Genomic DNA, 22590 nt, shown 5'->3' with positions numbered 1-22590 from the left:
GGCCACTTATGACCGTCACGATCTACGTAACAAAGGAAGCGATGGCGACCGTCCTCAAAATCAAGGATCTCGACTACTACGACCGCTGCTGTTTGGCGGACAACGAAGCAACGGACCTCACCCGCAAGGAGGGCTACTATCTCAAGACCACCCACAAGCTCAATCTCGCCCCGTTGCCGGAAGGTGCCCCGCTCGTCGCCAGCCTGCGCACCAGCGACGCCGACTATTCGGAGCGAGTGAACATTCCCGCCAGCCTGCGCGGCTGCATCTTCGAGAAGGCCCCCAATCTTCCCCCGCGCTACAAGGAGATCATCGAATACTGGTCTGGCGAACCGCTGAACACGAATGCGGGCGGCGCTGTCTACTACCAGAACCCGATGAACGCCTACGTGGTCGATCTGTCCCTTCTCGATGCGGCGAACGCAGCGGGCAATTACGGCGGCAACGTGGCCGGGATGGATGCCCTGCTGTCGGAAGGGGTCGTCGTGCACATCGCAGGGTTAGGTAAGGCCCTCGGCAGCGCTCCAGACGACGCGTTTGTCGAGATCGGAATCCCGCTGGATGAGGCGATGCTCGCCCTGGACAACCCCGAGTTCCTGACGGGCCAGCCCTATGCGCAATCGACGGGCCAACGCTCCGAACGAATCTTTTTGAAAGTGTCGGACATCCGCCGCTCCCCCGATCCCGATCAGATTTTCGTGGACGCGCTGCGCTACGAAGAACTCGATTACGGCTTCTACTACTGACGCCGTAGCGGTGTGCGGGGTGTGCAGGGTGTGCGGGCCTGCGTCGCTACTTCTTCTTCCCGGCCCGCCAATGCTGGGCATACTGCACCGCGAAGCCGTAGACGAACTCCTTCTCCCTCAACGGCAGATCCTTCACCGCCTCGCCTAGCAATTCGCCGAATTTCTCCTTCTCGGTCGGGTCTGACAGCAGCGTCGTTAGCGAGACCTTCAAGACCTTAGCGATGTCTTCAAGACGATCGACCGACGGCAGCTGTGCGCCCGTCTCGATACGAGACACGGTGACACTCTCGATTCCCAAGGTCTCCGCCAAAGCGCTCTGCGTCATACCCAGCCGCGTTCTTGCCACCTTGATGTTTCGACCGATACGTGCTCCCAGCGCGCTTGCTTCTTCGGTCTTCGTCTTTCTCGGCATGTGGCGTCCTTAAAACGTCACATGATCTGCTCGTAGCAATCGCAAGAAAATGATGTAATATGCTATTAGGGTTGACGTAAAACAATAATTTTCTGCGTATCTCTCCCCAAAAATTCCATCTCCAAAACATGAAAAAGACTATCCTTCTCGCTCTCTTCTCCGCCGTCATGAACGTAACGACGGCAGCCGAGACGGTCGTAATCAACAACACCAAATACACGAAGTACTCCGACACGGAAATCGGCGACTACATTGCGAAGATGAACTCGGTACGGCCAGACATGACAGTGGATCAGGTAACGGCCCTCCTGGGCAAGCCGATCCGGGAGCAGGTCGTGTCGGAGTCGCCCCCGCAACGCATCGTCGTATTCAAGCTGTCTGTCGTGGTCAGCTTCCACTTCAACCACAGGAACCGCACTTGGCGCGTCACCGCGCCGCCGCTTTATGGCAGCCCGTTGTGCCAACGCGAAGACGGCCGTCCGCTCAAGAACTCACTCGGTACCGAGATCATCGATTACCCGAGCATCACCTGCATCCCGCAGAGATTTGCAGCCAGTTCTGGTTCGAAATCGAAAGCGCCGCCCGTAGCTTCACGGTTCAGCGCTGCCAAGTGGCAGCTGATCGATAAGGGAGCTGGTGGAAGGGAAGGTTCCGATGAAATGTACATCGACAACAGCAGCATCAAGACTATTGCCCCGCGCACTGTGGAAGTTACGCTCTTGCGTTCGTTTGACTCGCCACATAAGGACGAAGGACCGACGTTCCAGTCAGAAATCCGCCGGCTCGTTATTTCCTGCAACGACAGAATGTGGGGTTTTACGACAATGCAGCGGTTCGCCTACGAAATGGGACGCGGTAACGTTACAGGCGATTGGAAATCTGACGGAGAATTGCAGAAAATTGACATGGAAGGCTCGTGGCCTGACTTCGTTGCAAAGGTCGTCTGTAAGAATCTGTGATCGTTGATCCACGATGCTTGAGCAGTACCTTGCGAGGTGTGCAGGTCTGCAAGGCGCATCCCCGCTCACCTATTTCGAGCGGCGGCACCTATGATGTGAGAGGGCATTCTGGTCGCCCTCTGGTCGGGGCTACAGACAATACGGTCAAGCAGAATCCATCACCGTCAAGTTGTAGCGGAGCCCGACCAGAACGACAACATTCCGACATTGGCCTGGCGGAGCAAGGACATACCTCGTGCAAACGGATCGAATGGCGAACGAGCCCTCTCGCAATCGCGGCCGCTACTGGCACTTTTAATCCGTTGGTCGCTGGTTCGAGCCCAGCACGGCCTACCAGAGAATTCAGCGAGAACGCCAGCCTTCGGGCTGGCGTTTTTGTTTTGGGCTGCCACCTCCGCGTCGCCCCTGCGAAGGCAGGGGGCCAATTTTGCGCGCATGACCACGACGCGAGCAGCACTTGGGTCCCCGCCTTCGCGGGGACGACGGTTTGACGTCAATCGCGCACGCTCGCCAGGATCCGCTCCACATCCCCCCATCTGCACCGGCTTGGTCAGGTGATGGTCGAACCCCGCCGCGCTCGACTGGTTGCGGTCGCCCTCGGCGCCCCACCCCGTCAGCGCCACCAGCACCACGTGTTCCAGCCCCGGGATCTGGCGCATCGCGCGCGCCGTGTCGTGGCCGTTCATGCGCGGCATGCCGATGTCGAGGAAGACCAGCTGCGGCGCGAATGCACGTGCGCTCTCCAGCGCCTCGACGCCGTCGTGCGCCACGCGCGTCACGTGGCCGTTCAGTTCCAGCACCATCGCCAGCGTGACGGCGGCGTCGACGTTGTCGTCGACCACCAGCACGCGCACGCCTGCGGCCTGCGCCACCGTGGCCGGCTCGCCCGCCGTCGGCAGCGCGGCGCCATCCGGCGCCAGGCAGGCCAGCGGCAGCCGCACCGTGAACGTGCTGCCGGCGCCCGGCCCGGCGCTCTCCGCCTTCACGCTGCCGTCGTGCATCTCGACCAGGCGCCGCACCAGCGACAGGCCGATCCCGAGCCCGCCCTGCGCGCGGTCGATGCTGCGGCCGACCTGGCTGAACATGTCGAACACGCCTTCCAGCGCATCGGCCTGGATGCCGACGCCCGTGTCCGACACGGCGATCACGGCCTCGTCGCCATCGCGCCGCAGCGCCAGCACGATGTCGCCGCCGGCCGGCGTGTACTTGGCGGCGTTGTTGAGCAGGTTGGCGACGACTTGCGCGATGCGCGTGGCGTCCACGTCGGCCGGGAACGGTTCTCCGGCCACGTCGATGCGCAGCCGGTGCTGCCCTGCCTCGACGACCGGCAGGCTCGTCTCGACGGCACTGGACAGCACGTCGGACAGGTCCACGCGCGCCTTCTTGAGTTCCAGCTTGCCGCCGCTGATGCGGGCGATGTCCAGCAGGTCGTCGATCAGGTGCACCATGTGCGACACCTGGCGTTCCATCATCGCGCGCACCCGGGCATTCGCGGCCGCATTGTCGCCGCCCAGGCGCATCACGCCCAAGCCGCTGCGGATCGGCGCCAGCGGGTTGCGCAGCTCGTGCGCCAGCGTGGCCAGGAACTCCGTCTTGCGCCGGTCCGATTCCTTCAGGTCCGCGGCCAGCTGGCGCAGCGTGTCATCGGCCCGCTTGCGCGCCGTGATATCGGAAAACAGCAGCGCGACACGGCGGCTCGCCGGATCGCCCATGCGCGTGGCGTACACGTCGAACCAGCGCCCCATCGCCGCGGCCTCGCTCTCGAAGCGCTCGGACTTGCCGGTGCGGGCGACGCGGCCATAGGTGTCGATCCAGAAGCGGTCCAGGTCCGGCACCAGCTCGAGCGCCGTCCTGCCGGTGGCGCCGGCCAGGCCCGTATGCTCCTCGAACATCGCGTTCATCTCGACGAAGCGGTAGTCGACCGCCTCGCCCGCATCGTCGACGATCACGTCGATGATGCAGAAGCCCTGGTCCATCGACTCGAACAGCGTGCGGTAGCGCTCCTCGCTGGAACGCAGCTCCTCGGCGGCGCGCTTGCTCTCGGTGGTGTCGAGCACGATCGCGACGATGCCCTGGATTTCGCCGTCCGGCCCGCGCAGCGCATTCACGCTGCTGGTGGCCGGCATCAGGGAACCGTCCTTGCGCAGGTACTCCTTGTCGATCGCGGCCTGCACGCCGTCGACGAGCAGCTTGCCGACCGTGGCGAGCGTCGCCTGCACCGACGCGGGCGCGGTGACCTCGATGACGCTGCGGCCCACCAGCTCGTGCGGCACATAGCCCAGCATGTCGCCGTATTTCTGGTTCACGAAGGTGATGCGGCCCGTGGTATCCATCTCCACCACGCCGGTCGCGGCCTGGTCGACGATCTTCTGGAAGCGTTCGCGGCTCGCATGCAACTGCAGCTCCGCCAGCTTGCGGTGGGTCTGGTCGACGCCGTGCGCGAGCAGGCCCGTGACGCATCCTTCGCCGTCGCGCAGCGCCATGTAGACCAGGTCGAGGAAGCGCTCCTCGAGTGGCATGCCGGGCTCGCGCTGCAGCATGACGGGCATATCGAGGCCGACGAACGGTTCGCCCGTCGCGTAGACGCGGTCGAGCAGTTCGAAGAAGCCCTGCCCCGCCACCTCGGGCAATGCCTGGCGCACGGGCTGGCCGACCAGGTCGCGGTTGCCGACGAGCTGCAGGTAGTGATCGTTGACGAGCTCGAACACATGCTCCGGCCCGTTCATCACGCACATGAAGGCCGGGGCCTGGCGGAAGATGTCGTTGATGCGTTCGTTGGCCGCCCGCAGCTCGCGCACCAGGCGTTCGCGCTCCCCGTCCGCCTCGATGTCGGCCGAGATGTCCGTGTGCGTACCGACCCATTCGACGATGGCGCCGGCCGCATCGACGATCGGCACGGCCTTGGCGCGCATGTGCTGGTAGCGGCCGCCGGCATCGCGCAGGCGGTGCTCCACGTGGTAGATGGCGCGCGTCGCGAACGCGCTGGCGCGGGCCGCCAACGTGGCCGCGCGATCGTCCGGATGCACGGCGTCGAGCCAGCCGTCGCCGAGGTACGCGTCCGGCGCCTGGCCCGTGAACGCCTGCCACGCCGGCTGCGGCGCAGCGAAGCTGCCCGCCGCCGTGGTTACCCAGACGATGGCGCTGGTCGCCGTCACCAGCGAGCGGAACCGCGCCTCGCTGGCTTCCAGCTCGTGCTGCGCCTGGTGGGCGGCCGTGACGTCGCGCGACACAGCCAGCAGCATGCCGTATTCGCCGTCCAGGTCGGCGGGCGTGACGACCACGTCCCACCACTTCGGCGTTCCCTTGCGCGTCGGGCAGGCGGCACTGAACCTGCCGGTGCCGCCCCGCGCGGCGGCATCGATGGCCGCCTGTACGGCAGCGCGGCTGTCCTCGGGCCACAGCGACACCCAGGCCGCTCCCGCGACGCCGGCAAAATCATCGATGTCCAAGGCCCGCAGGCCATTGCGGTTCATGGCCAGCAGCCGGCCATCGGTACTGAGCAGCTTGACGCAATCGGGACTGGTTTCGAACAGCAAGCGCCCCAGGTCCGGATTGCCGAGGGACACTGGGAGTGGGCATTCATCCTGCATGGAGTGATCGATTTCTTTAAATATCTTTTCTTGGAGACCCAAGAACGTGAAATTCTTTGACGAAATCGTATCTATACCACATGACCGATGCTATTACGCCAATCATTCGTGCGCCAGGGGCGCTTGTCGCGTTTTCCATGACCGATCGCGCTTACCGACGCAACATTGCAACAAAACCCTTAGCAGATCGGCGCCGACCCGCTATAATGCACGCCTTCTTCGGGTCGTTAGCTCAGTTGGTAGAGCAGCGGACTTTTAATCCGTTGGTCGCTGGTTCGAGCCCAGCACGGCCTACCACGAATTTGCTGGTTCAATGAAGGCGTTGCGAGTGATCGTGACGCCTTTTTTTGTATTCGCACCAGCTCCCTCTTCCGCCTACTGGCCCGTACCCGTGACGCGCTGCAGACACTTGCTGCGCGATGCCACGCATCTGTGCCGTCGCCAGCCTGCTACATCTCCAAAACTCAATATCAGCACGGAAACTGCTGCGCAGCGCGACGTCGCACAAATTTGCGCTTTGTCACTGTCTAATTCCAAATTAGTTAATACAGTCAAGAGGTTTGTCGCAAGTTCAAGCAATTCAATGGCGATTCAAGCATCGCGAATTGAACAATGTCCAGCTCAACTGATGAGCAAAACGATGACTGACCTGCAAGCACTACTGGAAGCCCACCAAGGCACGCGCCTGTTGCGCTTGTCATTCCCGCGAAACGACGGTCCGTATGCCAAGCTGATGGTGAACCGGTTCGAAGGTACGGAATACGTATCGCGCGACTTCGAGTTCAAGGTAGAACTGCTAAGCGACGATGCTCGGATAGAACTTGAGGCGATGCAGGGAAAACTGCTGTGCGTATCGCTGGTACAAAGCGACGGTAGTCTGCGTCCATTCACCGGGTACGTCGCGTCCTTCAGGCTGGTCAAGACCGACGGCGGCGTGGTGTTCTATGAAGCCGTCTTGAAGCCATGGCTGGCGTACACACGCCTGCGTAGGAACAACCGCCTGTTCCACGCGCAAAGCCTGAGCGAACAGACGGAGACCATCTTCGCCGGCTACGGCAGCCTGCCCGTGTGGGAATGGAAAGTCGCCGGCGAACAGCCGCAGCGCACGATGGCCACGCAGTGGGACGAGACCGACCACAACTACCTGTGCCGACGCTGGGAAGCGGCGGGATACAGCTATTGGTACGAACATACCCACGATGGCCACGTGCTCAAGGTCTGCGACGATACACGCACGGCCGCACCGATCGACGAGACGTTACCCGGCATCCGTTTTCATGGTGCCGGTGGCGCGCAGGAAGAAGACGCGATCAACCACTGGAGCCCACTGCGTCGGTGGGCGTCCGGACAAGCAGTGGTGAGCGGCTTCGATTTCAAGAAACCGCGCCCGGTCCATGCCGATATCGTCACCATTAATGAGCAAGGCGATATTCCGCAGCTGGAGGTGCACCACTACGAGGGGCATTACGGCTTCAAGGACCAGTCGGGCGCCGACCAGCTTGCGCGCCTGCGCATGGAAGAAATCGAAGCCTACGGCAAGATAGTCGAAGCACGAGGTAACAATCGACGGCTCGCGGCGGGCAGATGGTTCAAGCTCCTCGACCATTTCAGCGAAAGCGAGGACAGCGAATTCCTGATCCTGGAAGTGCATCACGACGCCAGCAACAATTATCTCCAAGGCAGAAACTCGTTCTCCGAATACAACAACCGCATGGTCTGCCAGCGCAAGGCCCTGCCCTGGCGTCCGGGACGTGGCTTCAACAGCACGGACACTCAACTGCTCGCCATGCAAACCGCCACCGTGGTCGGCCCCGAAGGCCAAGGCAGCCTGAACGTAGACCAGTACGGACGCATACAGGTCAAGTTTCACTGGGATCGAGACGAAAGCGGTAGCTGCTGGGTACGGGTAAGCAGCAACTGGGCCGGCGGCGAAAAGGGGTTGACGAGCCATCCCCGGGTCGGATCGGAAGTAATCGTGCAATGGCTCGACGGCAATCCCGACCATCCGATCGTGACCGGGTCGGTGTACAACCAGAACTATATGCCGCCATGGAAGTTGCCCGAACAGCAGGCACTGATGGGGCTGAGAAGCCGAGAGCTGACAGCCGAGGGCGGCAACACACCCGGCGGACGTAGCAACCACGTGGTGCTTGATGACACCCAAGGGCAGATCCAGGCGCAGCTCAGGAGTGACCATCTCGCCAGCCAGCTCAGCCTCGGACATATCACCCGCATCGAAGACAATGCCGGACGCAAGGATGCCCGCGGCCAGGGCTTCGAGCTGCGCACCGACGGCCACGGCGCGGTGCGCACGCAACGGGGCCTGTTGCTCAGCACCGAAGGCCGGCCGAATGGCCGCGCCCATATTACCGACATGGCGGAGACGCTGGCGCGCTTGGCGCAGGGCCAGGAGTTGCACGACAGTCTGTCGCAGGCCGCGCAACAGGTGCAGGCACACCAACCGGGCGACCAGGACCAGGTCGCCGCCGCGCTGCAGGCGCAGGTCGATGCCATCAAGGGCCAGGGCGGCACGCCGGCGCAGGGCGAATTCCCCGAATTTCAGGCTCCCCACCTGCTTCTAGCCAGCCCGGCCGGGATCGAAACTACTACTCAGGGGTCCACCCATTTGATGAGCGTGGAGCACACCGCCCTGAGCAGCGGCGGCCATGCCAGCCTAAGTGCGGGCAAGAGCCTGCTTGTCAGCGTCAAGGAAGCGGTGCGCATGTTTGCCTACAAGGCCGGCATGAAGCTGGTGGCAGCCAGCGCCGACATCGACATCACTGCCCTGAAGGACAGCGTCAACATCCTGGCCAAGCTCAACATTACCCATACCGCAAACCGCATCACGATCACGGCAAAGGAAGAGGTGGTGATCAACGGCGGGACCAGCTTCAGCCGCTGGAACGCATCCGGGATCGTCCATGGTACCGACGGCAACTGGGTCCAACACGCGGCGCATCACAGCTTCGTCCCCGGCAAGAGCGAAGGCACACCAAGCTTGCCGCAGACCGTACAACTCCCACCGGGGCAGCTCGACCTGTATCACCAGTATGTGAACACGGAAGGCAGTACGAAGCAAGGCATCCGACAAGGCGACTACACCGTCGTCGACGCTGAAGGCGGCGTCCATCAAGGGACGCTTGACGGCAACGGCTTTGCCAGCGTGGCCGGCCTGCCGATGGGAATGGCCACGGTCAGCTACGGCAAGGACCCGCGCGACCCATGGGATGAAGCCAGCGACTTCGGCCAGGGAACGGAATGGCCGGCCGTGGCGCTGCCCGAGGCTGGCGCTGTTGCCGCGGCAACGTCTGAGCGGCCTGCCCCGGCGGCGAAGGCGATTGCGCAAGCCGCGGAGCAAGCGGCAAGCGCGGTGCAGTCGCTGTCAAAAGGCGGTGCGCATGCGTTATTGGCTCCGCTCGGACAGGCGGGCATGGTCAATCTTGCGGGCAAGCTCCCGGGCGGTGCGACGGCCCTGAACGCCTACGGGATGCTGACTGCCGGAAAACCTGCTGCCGCCGTCGCGTCCACCCTCGGTTTGCCTGGATCGCTGCCGCGCATCGGCGCTGAAGTACCGCCCTCGATCCCGAAAAAATCCGTCCTGTAAAAAGCCACCATGACCGAACCCAAGCAGGCCCCGTCCAAGCCCGCCGAGCGCACGCCCGAAGTCGCGGTTGCCCCGCTGAACACCATAGACCAGCAAGATGTCGGCGCCGGCGCAGCCGCCTTCGACAAATGGCTGCGCAAGATCAGCTACGACTACGTCACGCTGGAGCGGCTGAGCACCGTGGCCGGCAGCCTGCCGGTGATCGGCAACATCATGGCGCTGATCGACGCCATCATGGATATCGTGGAGGTCATCCAGAGGTACCTCGCCAGGAAGGACATCGGCTTCCTCCAGTGGGTAAGCCTTGGCATCAACCTGATCGGCGTGGTTCCGGTGCCCCCGGCGATGAGCGCTGCGCGCATGAGCCTGCGGCCGGCACTGCACCTGGCCCGGCAAAAGCTGGCGTTGGGCGTCAAGGATCTCGGCGGCGCACTGATCGAGGTGCTGATCGTGCACCTCAACGCCAGGCTGGCCGGCGAGATCGAAACGTTTGTCGACAGTGCGATGGGCAAGCTGGCCGGGATCCTGGACGATTGCGCCGATCTTGCCGACGGCATTGCCGACGATCTGATCAAGATCCTCAAGCGCTGCATCGGCACGGAACCGCTGTTCGAGGTGGCAACCCCGGCGGAAGTGGAAGACAAGCTGTACGACCCAAAGGTAAAAAGCAGCTGGCGCCGCATGCTTGGCGCCCTTGGCCGGCAATACAGGAAGACCGCGAACTACGTCGTCGCCGTAGCAGCCAGCCAGCTGCCACAGGGCGCGGTCGCTGGCGTGAAGGGGATCATCGGCCACCTGGCGGACTTCAAGCCGGCGTTTCGCGGCAAGCTCGCCGCCCTGGCCGACGAACAGGCGCAGATGAGCATCCGGTGGATACTGATGCGGCTGCGCGACGCGGTAATCAAGCACAAGAAGCGGTATCCGGCCATGGTCCCCTCGGCCAAGGGCGCCGACCACAAGAAGATGAATCCCGGCCACGAGCTGGGCGCCACCGGCCGGCAACACCCGGCCACGGGCGACGCCAACGCGTGCAAGCTGTGCCCCGCAAAAGGCAGCACCGCGCACTCGATCAGTTTCGCCACCGGCGCCGAAACCTTCACCCACACCGACTTCGTGCTGGATGCGCCGCTCCCTATCGAATGGAGCCGCACCTACCGCAGCCAGTTGAGCGCCTACGACCTCGGCAATCTCGGCGCGCGCTGGCTCACGCCGTACAGCACCCGCATCGACGTCGTCGGCCAAGGCAAGCCGGCCGCCCTGCTCTATCACGCTGCCGACGGACGCAGCCATCGCTATCCGTGGCTGGGGATCGGCCAGCGGCACTACGACCCGGTCGAGCAAATCATGCTCGCCCGCATGAGCGCTACCCTGCTCACGCTCGACTTCGGCAAGCCGCTGCCCGAAGGCGAATCCAGCCCCTGGCGCGAAACCTACGAGCTGGTCGACACCGTGCGCGCCAAGGCAGCCGACCTGGGCAAGGAGCATTTCCGGCTGATCGCGCTGCATGCCCGCGACGGTGCTGCTCTCGGCTTGCGCTACGATCACGTCGTCGCCAATGGTCCATACGCCGGCGAGGAGGTGCTCAGCGACATCATCAGCAAACGGGGCGAGACCATCGTCGCCCATGCCGGCACCCAGATCGACGCCGACAGCGGCCGCATCCTTGCGCTATGGGAAGTCAAGGACGGCAAGCTGGTGCGCCAGCTTGCCGCCTACGACTACGACGACCACGGCGACCTGATCCGCGCCCAGGACGAAAACGCCGCCGCCTGGCACTACGAGTACGACCGCCACCTCGTCACCCGCTACACCGACCGCACCGGACGTGGCATGAACCTCGCCTACGACACCAGCGTCGACACCGGGCTTCATGCCAAAGCGATCCGCGAGTGGGCCGACGACGGCAGCGACGACACCCGGCTCGAATGGGACAAGAACATCCGCCTGACCTACGTCACCGACGCGCTTGGCCACGAAACCCGCTACTACTACGACATCGCCGGCTACACCTACCGCATCGTGTACCCGGACGGGCTTGAGGAATGGATCTTCCGCGACGACGCCAAGAACGTCGTCCGTCACATCCACACCGATGGCAGTAGCGAGCATTACCGTTACGATGCGCATGGCAACCTGCTCACGCACACCCGCGCCGACGGCAGCCAGGTTCACTTCGAGTATGACGGGCAGCACCGCGTCACCGGCATCCGCGATGCCGAAGGAGGCACCTGGAAGCGCGACTACGATGCCCAGGGCCACCTGGTCGAGGAAGCCGACCCGCGCGACAACAAGACCCAGTACGCGTACGACAAGGCCGGCCGCCCGATCGAAATCACCGATGCCAAGGGCGGCGTCAAGAAACTCGCCTACACGCCGGACGGCCAGCTCGCCAGCTACACCGACTGTTCCGGGCACAGCAGCCAGTGGGAGTACGACGACCGCAAGCGCCTGATCAAAAGCATCGACGCCGCTGGCAACGTGACCCGCTACCGCTACACGCCACTGAGTGCCGAAACGCTGGCGCGAGCGCACAGCGAAGGCGCCGACGGCGGCAACCACCCCGGCCAACTGGAAGCCGTCATTTACCCCGACGGCAGCGAAAATCAACTGCGGCACGACGCCGAAGGCCGGCTGCTTGCGCACACCGACGCACTGCTGCGCACCACCTCCTACAGCTACACCGCGGCCGGACTGATCCGGAACCGCATCGACGCGCTAGGGCACAGCCTGCAGTACCAGTGGGATGTGCTCGGCCGCCTGTCCGCCCTCGAAAATGAAAATGGCAGCGTCTACCGGTTCCAGTACGACCCGGTCGGCCGCCTGCTGCGGGAACAGGGCTTCGATGGCAAGGCCACCGAATACTGCTACGACGAAGCGAGCGGCGTGCTGGCGGAAACCGTCGAAGCTGGTGTAACCACCCGGCTCGAGTTCGACCCCATGGGCCGGCTCGTGCAACGCCGCGCTGCGGCCTCCGGTGGACCGGAGCAAATCGAAACCTTCGCCTACAACGCCAACGGCCAGTTGGCCGAAGCGAAGAACGAACACGCCAGGCTGCAATGGTTCTACGACGCTGCCGGCAACCTGGCGCGCGAACACCAGCACTACCAGGGCCCGTTCCATCCCGACAAGCGTACCGCGGTCTGGCACCACCACTACGACGAACTCAACCAACGCACCGGCACCACCCGCCCCGACGGCCATCGCCTCGAATGGCTGACCTACGGTGCCGGCCACGTGCACGGCCTGCTGCTGGACGGGCAGGAACTCGTCTCCTTCGAGCGCGACGCACTGTACCGGGAAACTGGCCGCACCCAGGCCAACAGCCTGCTGCAAACGATGAAGTACGACCCGGCCGGCCGCCTGATCGAACAGCAGCTCGGCACCATCGCGCAAGCCAACCAGAAGGAACGGTATTCCTACCCCGGCCAGTACCGTCCCGATGTCCAGGTCGGCATCCGAGCTGCGATCCTACGGCGCTACCGCTACGACCCGTCCGGCCAGCTGAGCAGCCTCGAAGACAGCCGGCGCGGCCGCATCGAATACCGCTACGACCCGGTCGGACGGCTGCTGGCGGCGAATAGCGCATTGGGCCATGAAACCTTCGCTTTTGACCCGGCTGGCAACATCCAGGCAGCCGATATGGCGTCACAGGAGCCCATCAGCCGCCGTGTCGCGCTGCCGAAACTGCTGGACAACCTGCTCAAGGAATATGCCGGCGTCAGCTACCGCTACGACGAACGCGGCAACCTCGTGGAACGTACCCAGGACGGCATTCGGTCCGAGTATAAGTGGGATGCGTTCAACCGGATGACCCGCGCTACGACCTGGCATGGCGTCACCACCTTCGCCTACGATCCGCTGGGGCGGCGCATTGCCAAGCACAGCCAGACAATGGAAGGCACAACCCGGCCGGAGACGATCCAAACCATGTACGGCTGGGATGGCGACACGCTGGCGTTGGAAAGCAGCGTGCACCAGGGCTATACGGCGGGTGAACGGACGGTGCACTATGTGTACGAGCGTGACAGCTTCGTGCCGCTGGTGCAGGCTACCCGAAGCGGGGTGCTTCGACTGGCGCCCACCACCGATGTCAAGGCGCTGATGGCGGGCAATGACGGCAAATACGACATTGCGCTCGATCCGCTATGGAACGGTGAATACGAGCAAGAAGCCGAGCCGTTCGGTAAGGACGAGATCGCCTTCTATCAATGCGACCATCTGGGCACGCCGCAGGAGTTGACCGATCATGAAGGCAAGGTTGCGTGGTCGGCGCAGTACAAGGCGTGGGGGCAAGCGAAACAGGCAATCAGCGAGGCGGCGTACAAGGCGGACATTCGCAATCCGATCCGGTTCCAAGGGCAGTACTTTGATGAAGAGACGGGGCTACACTACAACAGGCACCGTTACTATAACGCCGATACGGCACGATACCTTACGCAGGATCCAATCCGATTTTTCGGTGGCCACAACTTCTACAAATACGGGCCAAATCCGACTATGTGGGTTGATCCATTGGGATTGTCGCCGACGTGGAACTGCAAGACTAGCCGATGGCATGAAAGTGAGAATGGACGCTTTATTAAGCGACCAACTCATCTCATGAAGACGGAGCCAAACACGGCTTTCTTCTGGTCAGGTAGAACTGAAGGTGTCGGCGGAATGGATACTGCCGCCAATATTGCCAAAACTCACGGTGGAACGACGCTTGAAATGCTCATTGATAAATACAAGATCCAGATGCCAGCTTGGGACGATAAGAATCCGGCTGTTGTAAGAGAATGGGGTGAAATGTCTCGCGCCTATGCCCAAGGCACTTGCGGACTCATACGAGGCGTGGTTGGACAGGATTTGCGACCGAACAACATCTGGGAAGGCTACGAGAAAGGCGCGCTCATGAAAAACCCCGCTGTTAACCAAATCGATATTGTTGACCCGAAATACGGAAACACGAAGACCATTTTCAAGAGGTGACATATGCATTTTGAAGTCGTTCACGTCTCACGGGGAGACATACGGTTGAAGAGTAGAGACAAACTTGTGCGTGTTCTAGGCGAGGCGCTCATTTCCTCAACCCCAACCGAACCTAGTTACGTTATCTATTTGAACTCATTGAATAACTGGGACATGCCACCGGACGTTGCCCTAACGGAAACTGAAAAGCAGGAGATCATTAGGGCAATTCGGAAATACTTTCAGGATCGCGACTCGGTTGTCGAGTTCGAATAATAATATGCATTGCGCGTAGGGATTAATGATGCATACTATTAAGTTAGATTTAAAGCACGGTTCGGCTTCTGTTGATTCGACACCAATAGCTCTTGACGAGAAAGGCGCCCCCACCAAATCGATCGCAAAACTATGTTCACCACCGCTTCAAACAGATGAGGGGCGAACACGCTATCACTTATTAAGAAAAGTCAGTGTTTGCGGACAATCAGCCGATGGTGTGATTGAAGTCGGAGAAGAAGGGGCTTTTTCCCTAACGATCTTATTTGATTTGATCGATTTTTTCACATCCAGCATTCTTGAATCAAAAGTAATAAAATCATGTGAGAAGTCTTCGAATTTGAAGTTTTCGAGTAATCATCCAAGTACTGCATTTTTGGAATCCTGCGAATGGATGAGTGCCGTATTTTTTTATGACGCGAAGCAAGGCGATCTAAGTTTAGAGATTAAATTCGAGCGCAGGTCAACTGAATCGAATTCGAACCACTAATTTGCAGAAGTATGACTTAGGATCTCTAACAACACCTCTAACATACCGCCAGCAGATGAGCGAGCAGGCCAGTTCAGATCGACACCATTGACCCGAAGACCGGGACCACAAAAACTATCTTTAGACGATGTGCGACATGGAATTGGCAGAAATTGTGCGCGGGTATCTTCGGGTGAAAGACGGCGCCAAGAGCGTTACCGTATGCGGTGAAGCGCTGTTGAGAGGCTACGGCTCTCCCGACTTCATGCCGTATCAGAACAGCATCGAAAAGTGGTATGCGCCAAATGACCAAGAATACGTGACTCCCGCCGAGAAGGAGCAGCTAATTCAGTTCCTAAAGGAGGAGTTCGCCAGAAGAAAAATGTTCTTGGAGATTGAATAGTGCGTCATATAAAGCTGCGCCCACGCCGTGAGCGTTAGCGGTCGAGCATCCGAGTAAGCGTAGCAGGCAGACAAAAAGCTGGCGGCCGGCCGTTGCCACAGCCGAGCTACCACCATGGCAAGGCCCCCAGGATCGGATGAGCCCGAGCCGGACGGCCTACCGATCTACTAGCTCACCGATTCCACTGGAGAGCCAAATGTCATTGAAGATCATTACAGTCGGAGACAAAACCGACCATGGCGGCACAGTGATTAGCGGTTCGCCCGACCACGACATCAGGGGAAAAGCAATCGCCCGGCTGGGTGACAAAGTTGCCTGCCCCCAGGCCTACCCCGGCGGGAAACCACACGGCGTCAACAAAATCGTTACCGCACACGACACACTGACAGTCAACGGGGTACCCGTAGCGGTCGAGGGATGCACGACGGAATGCGGGTGCAAGCTGATCGGCAGCGTGCCCGCGACGGTCGGCTAAAAGTGGCCGGGCATTTATACTCATCCGCGAAAACTTCAAACTCACAATCGCGGTAGCATAGGTAGGAATCACCGCGCCATCTTCCTTATGTTTGCAGACTGCACAGTCCACATCTACCGATCCTCGATCGACCAATCGGAGCCTTACAACGCCGATGTTTCTTGTTGTCTTGCGCACACGACAACCACAGCACGTTGCGTTCACCCAATTTCTACTGGCACAGGCACTTGAATAATTAAAAGTTTCGACGACCGAACTCGAAGAAATGAAAACAAATCCTAGCATTTTTTCTTTAGCCTTGCTCTGTGCGCCGATGAATACAGTAGCTGAAACGTTAAAATGCGCCTATCTGGACAAAGAAAATAATGTACATATAAAACACTTATCGGGTCTCGATGTTAAAATTACAAAACGGGAAATGCTGCGTCCTTGAAGTTCGCCCCAGACAATGAAACTGTAGCGTGGCTCGCGATGAACACCTGGGTTGCCGAAGGCCACACCGAGCCCCAGTCGGAAGAGTTGAAAATTTACAAAAATGGATTAATAAGATCCATAAAATGCCCACTATTCATAAGAGACCATTGGTCTTGGCAGAACGGGAGTCAGATTGCGATTGACTGCGGCGGTCGGCATTTTGCAGGATGGAAAATTCTTTATGATGTAACATCACTCAGGGCAATTGCGACTGTCGACGAGGCGCAAGTTCCGCTAGAAAAACGCTCTGATTGGTCGCTTGGCGACAATTAAGTGACCTTTTGCACTTCCAGAAGAGCCGGCAACGGCTTCGACATGACGAACATTGCCATGTTGATTTCCGAATTGGATATCATCCAATTCGCCAATATCGCGATAATACGCGCTCATCATTGAAGTGAGCCAATTCAAGACTATGGAAACCATTAATAGGATTTTGCTCTTCCAACGAAAACGCCAGCCTTCCGGCTGGCGTTTTTGTTTTCTACCCACGCAGGTTAGCATCAGTACATGATCTTCCCACCCTCAGTAATGATGCTCAGATCCACATAATCCGACCCGTTGTGATCCCCCGCCCCGAACGTGACCGTATACCCGCCCAGGTTATACGCCCCCATGGTCTCCAGCGCATGGACGAAATTCTTGCGTGTCGGTTCCCCCTTCACGTGGCGCAGGCCTTCCACGAAGACCTTGGCCGCCATGAAGCCTTCCAGGCTGGCATAGTCCGGCTCGCGGCCGGGCTTGGTGAGGTAGAGCTTGCGGTATTCCTTGACGACGCCCAGCTTGTCGTCCCAGGGCGACGGGATCACCTGCGAGATCATCACGCCACGCGACTCCTTGCCCAGCTCGCTGGCCAGCGCGCGGCTGCCGACGAAGGAGACGTTCCAGAAGAACGGCACGCTGGCCGCATCCTTGCGCATGGCGCGGATGAAGGCGGCGCTGGATTTGTAGGCCGAGATCATGATGACGGCACGGGGTGCGGCGGCCTTCATCTTGGCGACGGCGGCGGCGACGTCGGTGCTGTTGCGCTCCACCGAGGCCGTGGCGAATACCGCCAGCTTGCGCTTCTTGAGGGCCTGCGTCACCCCTTCCAGGCCGGCCTTGCCGTAGGCGTCGTTCTGGTACAGCACGGCGATCTGCTTGCTGGCGCCGATGGCTTCCAGGTGCTCGACGATCTTTTCCGTCTCCTGTGCATAGCCGTCGCGGATATTGAAGATGTTCCGGTCGAACGGCTCGCGGAAGGATTGCGCGCCCGTCATCGGGGCAAAGAACGGGATGCCCTTGGCGACCCAGGGCAGCGCGGCGTTCGAGGTCGGCGTGCCGACGTAGCCGAACAGGGCGAATACCTGTTCCTTGTCGACCAGCGCGCCGGTGTTGGCGCCGGCGCGGGCCGGATCGTAGCCGTCGTCGAGCGTGGTGAGGACGATCTGGCGCCCGTTCACGCCGCCGGCCGCGTTGACCGATTCAAAGTACGCCAGTGCGCCGTCGCGCATCGCCGTGCCCAGTGCCGATGCGGGGCCGGACAGCGCGGCGGACTGGCCCAGCACGATGGTCTTGTCGGTGACGCCGTTGTCGGCCAGGATGCCACCTGTCGCGAGCACGAGGCCGAGGGCGGCGCATGTTTTGGTGAAATATCTTAGCAAGGCGAGATACCCCTCATGAAAGTAGTTGCATACTAACTGAGTCTGATTTCTGACTGGAAATAACTTGTAGGGATGTTGTGCAAATGCGGCAGTGGATCGTGCCGCCGCGCCGATTTATCGCCATTTGCAGAAACTGTTCTCGTCGGAACAGGATTTTTCTCGTGCAGCCTGGCGCACATAATCGTTCCACTCTTTGCACAGGAAGAACGATCATGAAAATGTCTTCACCCGATCCCTATGGCGGCTACGTCATCGCCACGCAAACCGGCTCGCTGCCGATGGGCGGCACCGTCGCCGACACGCCCATCTACGCGCTGCGCCAGCTTCCCCCTGGCATGCTGGCCGCCGCCCCCGCGTCCACCCCGGCGCTGCGCCGCGACATCGATATCGGCGGGCAGCTCGCCTTCGTCATCGACAATGTCCTCAGCGAGACGGCCTGCCGTACCTTGATCGATATCGGCGAGCATTTCGGCTTCCGCGACGAAGCGCCCGGCATCAGCACGCCGCCGGGAATGCGCATGAACCAGGCGCTGCACTGGATGGCCGATCCCGAGCTGCTGGACCTGGTCTATCGGGCCATCGGTCCGTTGCTGCCGCAAACCCTGCACGGCCGGTCCTTGTGGCCGACGCTGAGCCAGCGCATCAACCTGTACAAATACCGCGATGGCGACGTCTTCAATCGCCATACCGATGGCGACTGGCCGGGATTCGGCTTCGCCAGCGACCGGATCGGCATCGAAGAATGGGTGGGCGGCCGCTCGCAACTGACGATGCTGCTGTACCTGAACGGTCCGGAAGACGGCGTGCAGGGCGGCGCCACCCGGCTCTACGGCGATGGCGGCGCCGTTGTCGATGTCACGCCCAAGGCAGGATCGGCCCTGTTCTTCCAGCATGGCTTCCGGCACGGCTCCGTCGTGCACGCCGGACTGCAGGTCCATGGCGACACGCCCAAGTACGTGGCGCGGATCAACGTTCTATACGACAGCCTTTGATCGGAATAGCGATGAAATATCTACACACGATGGTGCGCGTCACCGATCTCGACGCTTCCCTCGCCTTCTACCGCGACGCGCTGGGCCTGGAAGTCGTCAGGCGCTTCGACCAGCCCCAGGGCCGCTTCACGCTGGTCTACCTGGCCGCGCCGGGCGACCACCAGGCCCAGGTCGAGCTGACCTACAACTGGGATCCCGAGCCGTACACCGGCGGCAGGAATTTCGGCCACCTGGCGTACGAGGTCGACGACCTCTATGCCGCCTGCCGGCGCCTCCTGGACCATGGCGTGACCATCAACCGTCCGCCGCGCGATGGCTGGATGGCCTTCGTGCGCTCGCCCGACAATATTTCGATCGAACTGCTGCAGCGCGGTGGCGGACTGCCGCCGCAGGAACCCTGGGTGTCGATGCCCAATAGCGGCACCTGGTAAGCTTTTCCCGGTTCGTCGCGGGCCGCCTTGCGCAGGCCGCCCGCGCCGTCATGCGGCCGCTGTCCCCGCGACTTCGACGCGGTTGCGCCCGCCCTTCTTGGCCGCGTACAGCGCCTTGTCAGCCGCCTCGATCAGTGCCTCGGCCGTATTCAGGCCGTCGGGCTGGAATGCCGCCACGCCGATGCTGAGCGTGACCATCGGCCAGTGCGCCGCCGGCGCGTGCTTGAGCTGCAGCGCCGCCACGTGTTCGCGGATCGTGTTCGCGTGCGCCTCGGCCCGTTCCAGCGTGGTGTCGGGCAGGATGGCGGCGAATTCCTCGCCGCCGTAGCGCGCGGCGACGTCGGCCGGACGCTTGAGCATCGCGGCCAGTGCCTGGGCCACCTGCGTCAGGCAGGCGTCTCCCTGCTGGTGGCCGAAGAAATCGTTGTAGGCCTTGAAGGAATCGATGTCGACCAGCAGCAGCGCCAGTTCTCCCCGCGCGCGCTGGGCGCGGCGCAGTTCGCGGTCCAGGGCGACGTCGAAGTAGCGGCGGTTGGCGATACCCGTCAGGCCGTCCACGTAGGAACGGGCGCGCAGCGATTCGGCGTGGTCGAGCAGCCGCTTTTCGCGTTCGACGGTGCCGCTCACGTCGCGGATCTCGACCAGGCAGAAGCGCTCGCCATGTTCCTTGAACGACGTCACGCTGACGGCCTGGTCGATGCGCGGGCCGTCGAAGCTGCCCGCTTCGCGCAGCGGAAACGGGGTGCGGTTGTCCGTGGTCGGGACGGTGCAGGCGTGGTCCTCGGACAGCGCGCCCAGGATGGCCGCCTCGACGCGCGAGCCGCGCAGTTCCGGAAACACGTCGAACAGCGAATGGCCGCGCACGCGGGCCGCGGCGCGGCCGGAGCGCGGCACCATCCAGTTGTTCCACAGGACGATCCGGTGCCCGGCGTCGAGCACGACGATCCCGCTCTGGACGAGGTTGACGGCGCGCTCGGACAGCGCGGCAAAGGTTTCGGTTTCGGTGAGGAACACGGCGTCGCTGGATGTCTACGGATCAATTGATAATACCGTAAATCAATGCATGCAAGAACATGCAATGAAGACCATCATGGGCGGCCGGGCAACCAATTATTGCCAATTTTCACGCAAACACTTGGCCTGGCGCGATCCAGCCGCTATAATGGGCGCCTTCGGGTCGTTAGCTCAGTTGGTAGAGCAGCGGACTTTTAATCCGTTGGTCGCAGGTTCGAATCCCGCACGGCCTACCATGAATTACAAAGAAGCCCACGAATTTCGGTTCGTGGGCTTTTTGCGTTCTGGTCACCCTCTGGTCGCTTCGAAAAAGGTCCGCCCCCCTGCCGGGAGTTTTTCCGCGTTGAGTTCCTGCGCCGCCCTGCCTGTCGAGTACTGCCTGACGTTGATGACCGGACGGGACTTGACAGCTAGGTCAGCGAGGAAGCTGACGGTCTAGTAGCCTGGTCAGGCGTAATTTACGCAACAAAGCTAATCAAACTGGAAACTAACAAAGTTCTTCCGCGCAATCTTCTCTCTTTAATATCCTTAAATGAAATAAAATTGCGCGAGAGCCCGTTTATTATAGAACCTATCTACTTTGAATTTACAAATCGTCTTTTAACATTCGCCTATAAATAATATTTTCCTTATTTATTAGGTTTTAGCACGACTTTGGTCCACCCTTCCGCACGTTTATCAAAATTCCGATAGGCAGTCGGTGCATCATCTAGTCCAAGCTGATGTGAAATGATCTGCGAAGGCGTTGCTTTACCTTTATGGATCAATTTTGCCAAATAACGGTTGTAATGCTTGACGTTGGCTTGACCGGTGCCAATCTTCTGACCCTTGAACCAAAAATTGCCAAAATCGAAGGCAATTTTACCTTCCTTTCCTAACGCGTCTGGACTCTTTGGATCTTGTGGGAGGAACACACCAACTACGCCAATGCCGCCAGTAGGCTTGACCGTCTGTACCAAGTTATTCATTGTTAAATTTGGCACTTCCTTACCGTGCTTGTCGCAACATTGATAACCAACGCATTCGCAGCCGCAGTCGGCACCTTTGCCGTTAGTAAGGTTCAAGATTTTCTCGACGCCGGCGCCTTCGGTGTCGTCGATCGCCACCGCGCCCATCTTTTCGGCCAGAGCCAAACGATCCTTGTGCGTGTCCACGACGAAAACTTCGCTTGCGCCTTTAATGAACGCAGACATGGTCGCCATTAGGCCGACCGGGCCGGCGCCGTAGATCACGACCGATTCACCCGGCTTGAGGCCAGCCAATTCGGTAGCGTGGTAGCCGGTCGGAAAAATGTCCGACAACATCACGTAGTCATTTTCCTTTTCCTTAGCGTCTTCCGGCAGCACCAAGCAGTTGTAATCGCCGAATGGCACCCGTAGCAGTTCGGCCTGGCCGCCGCTGTACGGACCCATGCCGGCAAAACCGTAGGCAGCACCGGCCGTGCCAGGGTTTGCCGTCAGGCAAAAGCCTGACAAGCCCCGTTCGCAGTTTTGGCAAAAGCCGCAGCCGATGTTGAACGGCAGACAGACAACGTCGCCGACCTTAACGCGTTCGACAGCGTTGCCGATCTCGATGACTTCACCCATGTTTTCGTGGCCCAAAATACGGCCCGTTTCCATGTTGGTGCGGCCTTCGTACATGTGCAGGTCAGACCCGCAGATATTAGTTGTTGTGATACGGACCAAGACGTCAGTCGGCTTTTCAATCTTGGCGTCCGGCATGTCTTTAACTTGGACGTCGCACGGACCATTATAAACGAGTGCCTTCATGATTTTCCTTTCAGAACGAGGGTAAATTCATCGCAAATAGCGGCATTAGGGAAGAAAGGTATAACAAATTTCTTCACGAGTGCGCACTGTTGAAAGCGGCTTTGTTGCGTAAATCAGGCCTAACCAGCGTGCAGCGCGTAAGTATGGCAGTCTGGCCAAACTACAGCACCGTCAGCAGGCGGCAAAAGACGCTGCAGGTGGCAATCGGCACTATGCCGACCACGACGGGCTTGCACTTGCTGGTGGACAGCACTGGGGCTTTGTTGCACAAATCGGCCCATCAGCGGCCGAGGCGCAGCACGGGTAAACTGACGGCATGATTGCTCCCGTAAAGCTGAAGTACCGAACGACCAACTGGAAAGACTACAACGCGGCATTGAAAG

General features: G+C 60.7%; 16 protein-coding genes, 2 tRNA genes and 1 pseudogene. 13 read left to right on the top strand and 6 right to left on the bottom strand.

The genetic code is table 11. From position 1 onward, the window contains the following. The first annotated feature begins 8 nt into the window (after nucleotides 1-8). Nucleotides 9-746 (top strand): hypothetical protein, encoded by a 738-nt coding sequence (locus ACI1V7_RS00095; RefSeq protein ID WP_404529765.1) that lies wholly within the window; start codon nucleotides 9-11, stop codon nucleotides 744-746. A 46-nt stretch (nucleotides 747-792) separates the two neighbouring features. Here the strand turns inward: ACI1V7_RS00095 and ACI1V7_RS00090 are convergent, their stop codons facing one another. After that, nucleotides 793-1158, bottom strand: coding sequence for a helix-turn-helix domain-containing protein (locus tag ACI1V7_RS00090; RefSeq protein WP_404529764.1), 366 nt, complete (start codon nucleotides 1156-1158; stop codon nucleotides 793-795). A 128-nt stretch (nucleotides 1159-1286) separates the two neighbouring features. Between ACI1V7_RS00090 and ACI1V7_RS00085 the strand changes: the two genes are divergently transcribed. Beyond that, nucleotides 1287-2117 carry a surface-adhesin E family protein gene (locus ACI1V7_RS00085; protein WP_404529763.1) on the top strand — a complete coding sequence of 277 codons (831 nt, stop codon included), beginning with the start codon at nucleotides 1287-1289 and terminating at the stop codon, nucleotides 2115-2117. A 164-nt stretch (nucleotides 2118-2281) separates the two neighbouring features. On the opposite strand, the gene ACI1V7_RS00080 is transcribed toward ACI1V7_RS00085, so the two are convergent. Continuing rightward, the gene (locus ACI1V7_RS00080) at nucleotides 2282-5683 is read right to left on the bottom strand and encodes a PAS domain-containing protein (RefSeq protein WP_404529762.1); all 3402 of its coding nucleotides are present in this window, start codon (nucleotides 5681-5683) and stop codon (nucleotides 2282-2284) included. Between the two features lie 245 nt (nucleotides 5684-5928). Between ACI1V7_RS00080 and ACI1V7_RS00075 the strand changes: the two genes are divergently transcribed. From ACI1V7_RS00075 to ACI1V7_RS00045, 7 genes are all read left to right on the top strand, one after another. After that, nucleotides 5929-6004, top strand: a tRNA-Lys gene (locus ACI1V7_RS00075). Between the two features lie 343 nt (nucleotides 6005-6347). Then, a complete protein-coding gene (locus ACI1V7_RS00070; protein WP_404529761.1) occupies nucleotides 6348-9311 on the top strand; it encodes a type VI secretion system Vgr family protein in 2964 nt (987 codons plus the stop codon). Between the two features lie 9 nt (nucleotides 9312-9320). Continuing rightward, nucleotides 9321-14282, top strand: a complete 4962-nt coding sequence (locus ACI1V7_RS00065; protein ID WP_404529760.1) for an RHS repeat-associated core domain-containing protein — start codon at nucleotides 9321-9323, stop codon at nucleotides 14280-14282. Nucleotides 14283-14285: 3 nt separating this feature from the next. Beyond that, nucleotides 14286-14537 carry an Imm74 family immunity protein gene (locus ACI1V7_RS00060; RefSeq protein ID WP_404529759.1) on the top strand — a complete coding sequence of 84 codons (252 nt, stop codon included), beginning with the start codon at nucleotides 14286-14288 and terminating at the stop codon, nucleotides 14535-14537. 25 nt (nucleotides 14538-14562) lie between these two features. Then, nucleotides 14563-15027 (top strand): hypothetical protein, encoded by a 465-nt coding sequence (locus ACI1V7_RS00055; protein ID WP_404529758.1) that lies wholly within the window; start codon nucleotides 14563-14565, stop codon nucleotides 15025-15027. A 136-nt stretch (nucleotides 15028-15163) separates the two neighbouring features. Continuing rightward, the gene (locus ACI1V7_RS00050; protein ID WP_404529757.1) at nucleotides 15164-15409 is read left to right on the top strand and encodes an Imm74 family immunity protein; all 246 of its coding nucleotides are present in this window, start codon (nucleotides 15164-15166) and stop codon (nucleotides 15407-15409) included. Between the two features lie 196 nt (nucleotides 15410-15605). Then, nucleotides 15606-15884, top strand: a complete 279-nt coding sequence (locus ACI1V7_RS00045) for a PAAR domain-containing protein (RefSeq protein WP_404529756.1) — start codon at nucleotides 15606-15608, stop codon at nucleotides 15882-15884. 708 nt (nucleotides 15885-16592) lie between these two features. Here ACI1V7_RS00045 and ACI1V7_RS00040 read toward each other — a convergent pair. Further along, a complete protein-coding gene (locus ACI1V7_RS00040; RefSeq protein WP_404529755.1) occupies nucleotides 16593-16862 on the bottom strand; it encodes a hypothetical protein in 270 nt (89 codons plus the stop codon). After that, nucleotides 16862-17959 carry an ABC transporter substrate-binding protein gene (locus ACI1V7_RS00035; protein ID WP_404529754.1) on the bottom strand — a complete coding sequence of 366 codons (1098 nt, stop codon included), beginning with the start codon at nucleotides 17957-17959 and terminating at the stop codon, nucleotides 16862-16864. The genes ACI1V7_RS00040 and ACI1V7_RS00035 overlap by 1 nt, the downstream gene beginning before the upstream one ends. 254 nt (nucleotides 17960-18213) lie before the next feature. Between ACI1V7_RS00035 and ACI1V7_RS00030 the strand changes: the two genes are divergently transcribed. Together ACI1V7_RS00030 and ACI1V7_RS00025 are read left to right on the top strand one after the other, a co-directional pair. Continuing rightward, nucleotides 18214-18993 carry a 2OG-Fe(II) oxygenase gene (locus tag ACI1V7_RS00030; protein ID WP_404529753.1) on the top strand — a complete coding sequence of 260 codons (780 nt, stop codon included), beginning with the start codon at nucleotides 18214-18216 and terminating at the stop codon, nucleotides 18991-18993. 11 nt (nucleotides 18994-19004) lie between these two features. Beyond that, on the top strand, nucleotides 19005-19424 hold the full coding sequence (locus tag ACI1V7_RS00025) for a VOC family protein (RefSeq protein ID WP_404529752.1): 420 nt from the start codon (nucleotides 19005-19007) through the stop codon (nucleotides 19422-19424). A gap of 48 nt (nucleotides 19425-19472) precedes the next feature. On the opposite strand, the gene ACI1V7_RS00020 is transcribed toward ACI1V7_RS00025, so the two are convergent. Further along, entirely contained in the window at nucleotides 19473-20438 is a 966-nt protein-coding gene (locus tag ACI1V7_RS00020; RefSeq protein WP_404529751.1) for a diguanylate cyclase domain-containing protein, read from the bottom strand. Nucleotides 20439-20598: 160 nt separating this feature from the next. Between ACI1V7_RS00020 and ACI1V7_RS00015 the strand changes: the two genes are divergently transcribed. Next, nucleotides 20599-20674: transfer RNA gene (locus tag ACI1V7_RS00015), tRNA-Lys, on the top strand. Between the two features lie 393 nt (nucleotides 20675-21067). On the opposite strand, the gene ACI1V7_RS00010 is transcribed toward ACI1V7_RS00015, so the two are convergent. Further along, nucleotides 21068-22207: a glutathione-independent formaldehyde dehydrogenase gene (locus ACI1V7_RS00010; protein ID WP_404529750.1), complete on the bottom strand. Its 1140-nt coding sequence runs from the start codon at nucleotides 22205-22207 to the stop codon at nucleotides 21068-21070. A 59-nt stretch (nucleotides 22208-22266) separates the two neighbouring features. Here ACI1V7_RS00010 and ACI1V7_RS00005 point away from each other — a divergent pair. Then, a pseudogene (locus ACI1V7_RS00005) lies at nucleotides 22267-22464 on the top strand (transposase); the annotation flags it as partial. Between the last annotated feature and the right edge of the window lie 126 nt (nucleotides 22465-22590).

The organism is Massilia paldalensis, assembly GCF_044901715.1.
GTDB classification, from domain to species: Bacteria; Pseudomonadota; Gammaproteobacteria; order Burkholderiales; family Burkholderiaceae_D; genus Telluria; species Telluria paldalensis.
The sequence above is the reverse complement of the archived record's forward strand: the minus strand, read 5'-3'. Positions and strand labels throughout refer to the sequence as shown.

Bases quoted from the DNA above. Each gene is read 5' to 3' on its own strand.
- ACI1V7_RS00095 (WP_404529765.1), top strand. From the start codon at position 9: ATGACCGTCACGATCTACGTAACAAAGGAAGCGATGGCGACCGTCCTC.
- ACI1V7_RS00090 (WP_404529764.1), bottom strand. From the start codon at position 1,158: ATGCCGAGAAAGACGAAGACCGAAGAAGCAAGCGCGCTGGGAGCACGT.
- ACI1V7_RS00085 (WP_404529763.1), top strand. From the start codon at position 1,287: ATGAAAAAGACTATCCTTCTCGCTCTCTTCTCCGCCGTCATGAACGTA.
- ACI1V7_RS00070 (WP_404529761.1), top strand. From the start codon at position 6,348: ATGACTGACCTGCAAGCACTACTGGAAGCCCACCAAGGCACGCGCCTG.
- ACI1V7_RS00065 (WP_404529760.1), top strand. From the start codon at position 9,321: ATGACCGAACCCAAGCAGGCCCCGTCCAAGCCCGCCGAGCGCACGCCC.
- ACI1V7_RS00060 (WP_404529759.1), top strand. From the start codon at position 14,286: ATGCATTTTGAAGTCGTTCACGTCTCACGGGGAGACATACGGTTGAAG.
- ACI1V7_RS00055 (WP_404529758.1), top strand. From the start codon at position 14,563: ATGATGCATACTATTAAGTTAGATTTAAAGCACGGTTCGGCTTCTGTT.
- ACI1V7_RS00050 (WP_404529757.1), top strand. From the start codon at position 15,164: ATGGAATTGGCAGAAATTGTGCGCGGGTATCTTCGGGTGAAAGACGGC.
- ACI1V7_RS00045 (WP_404529756.1), top strand. From the start codon at position 15,606: ATGTCATTGAAGATCATTACAGTCGGAGACAAAACCGACCATGGCGGC.
- ACI1V7_RS00040 (WP_404529755.1), bottom strand. From the start codon at position 16,862: ATGCTAACCTGCGTGGGTAGAAAACAAAAACGCCAGCCGGAAGGCTGG.
- ACI1V7_RS00030 (WP_404529753.1), top strand. From the start codon at position 18,214: ATGAAAATGTCTTCACCCGATCCCTATGGCGGCTACGTCATCGCCACG.
- ACI1V7_RS00025 (WP_404529752.1), top strand. From the start codon at position 19,005: ATGAAATATCTACACACGATGGTGCGCGTCACCGATCTCGACGCTTCC.
- ACI1V7_RS00010 (WP_404529750.1), bottom strand. From the start codon at position 22,207: ATGAAGGCACTCGTTTATAATGGTCCGTGCGACGTCCAAGTTAAAGAC.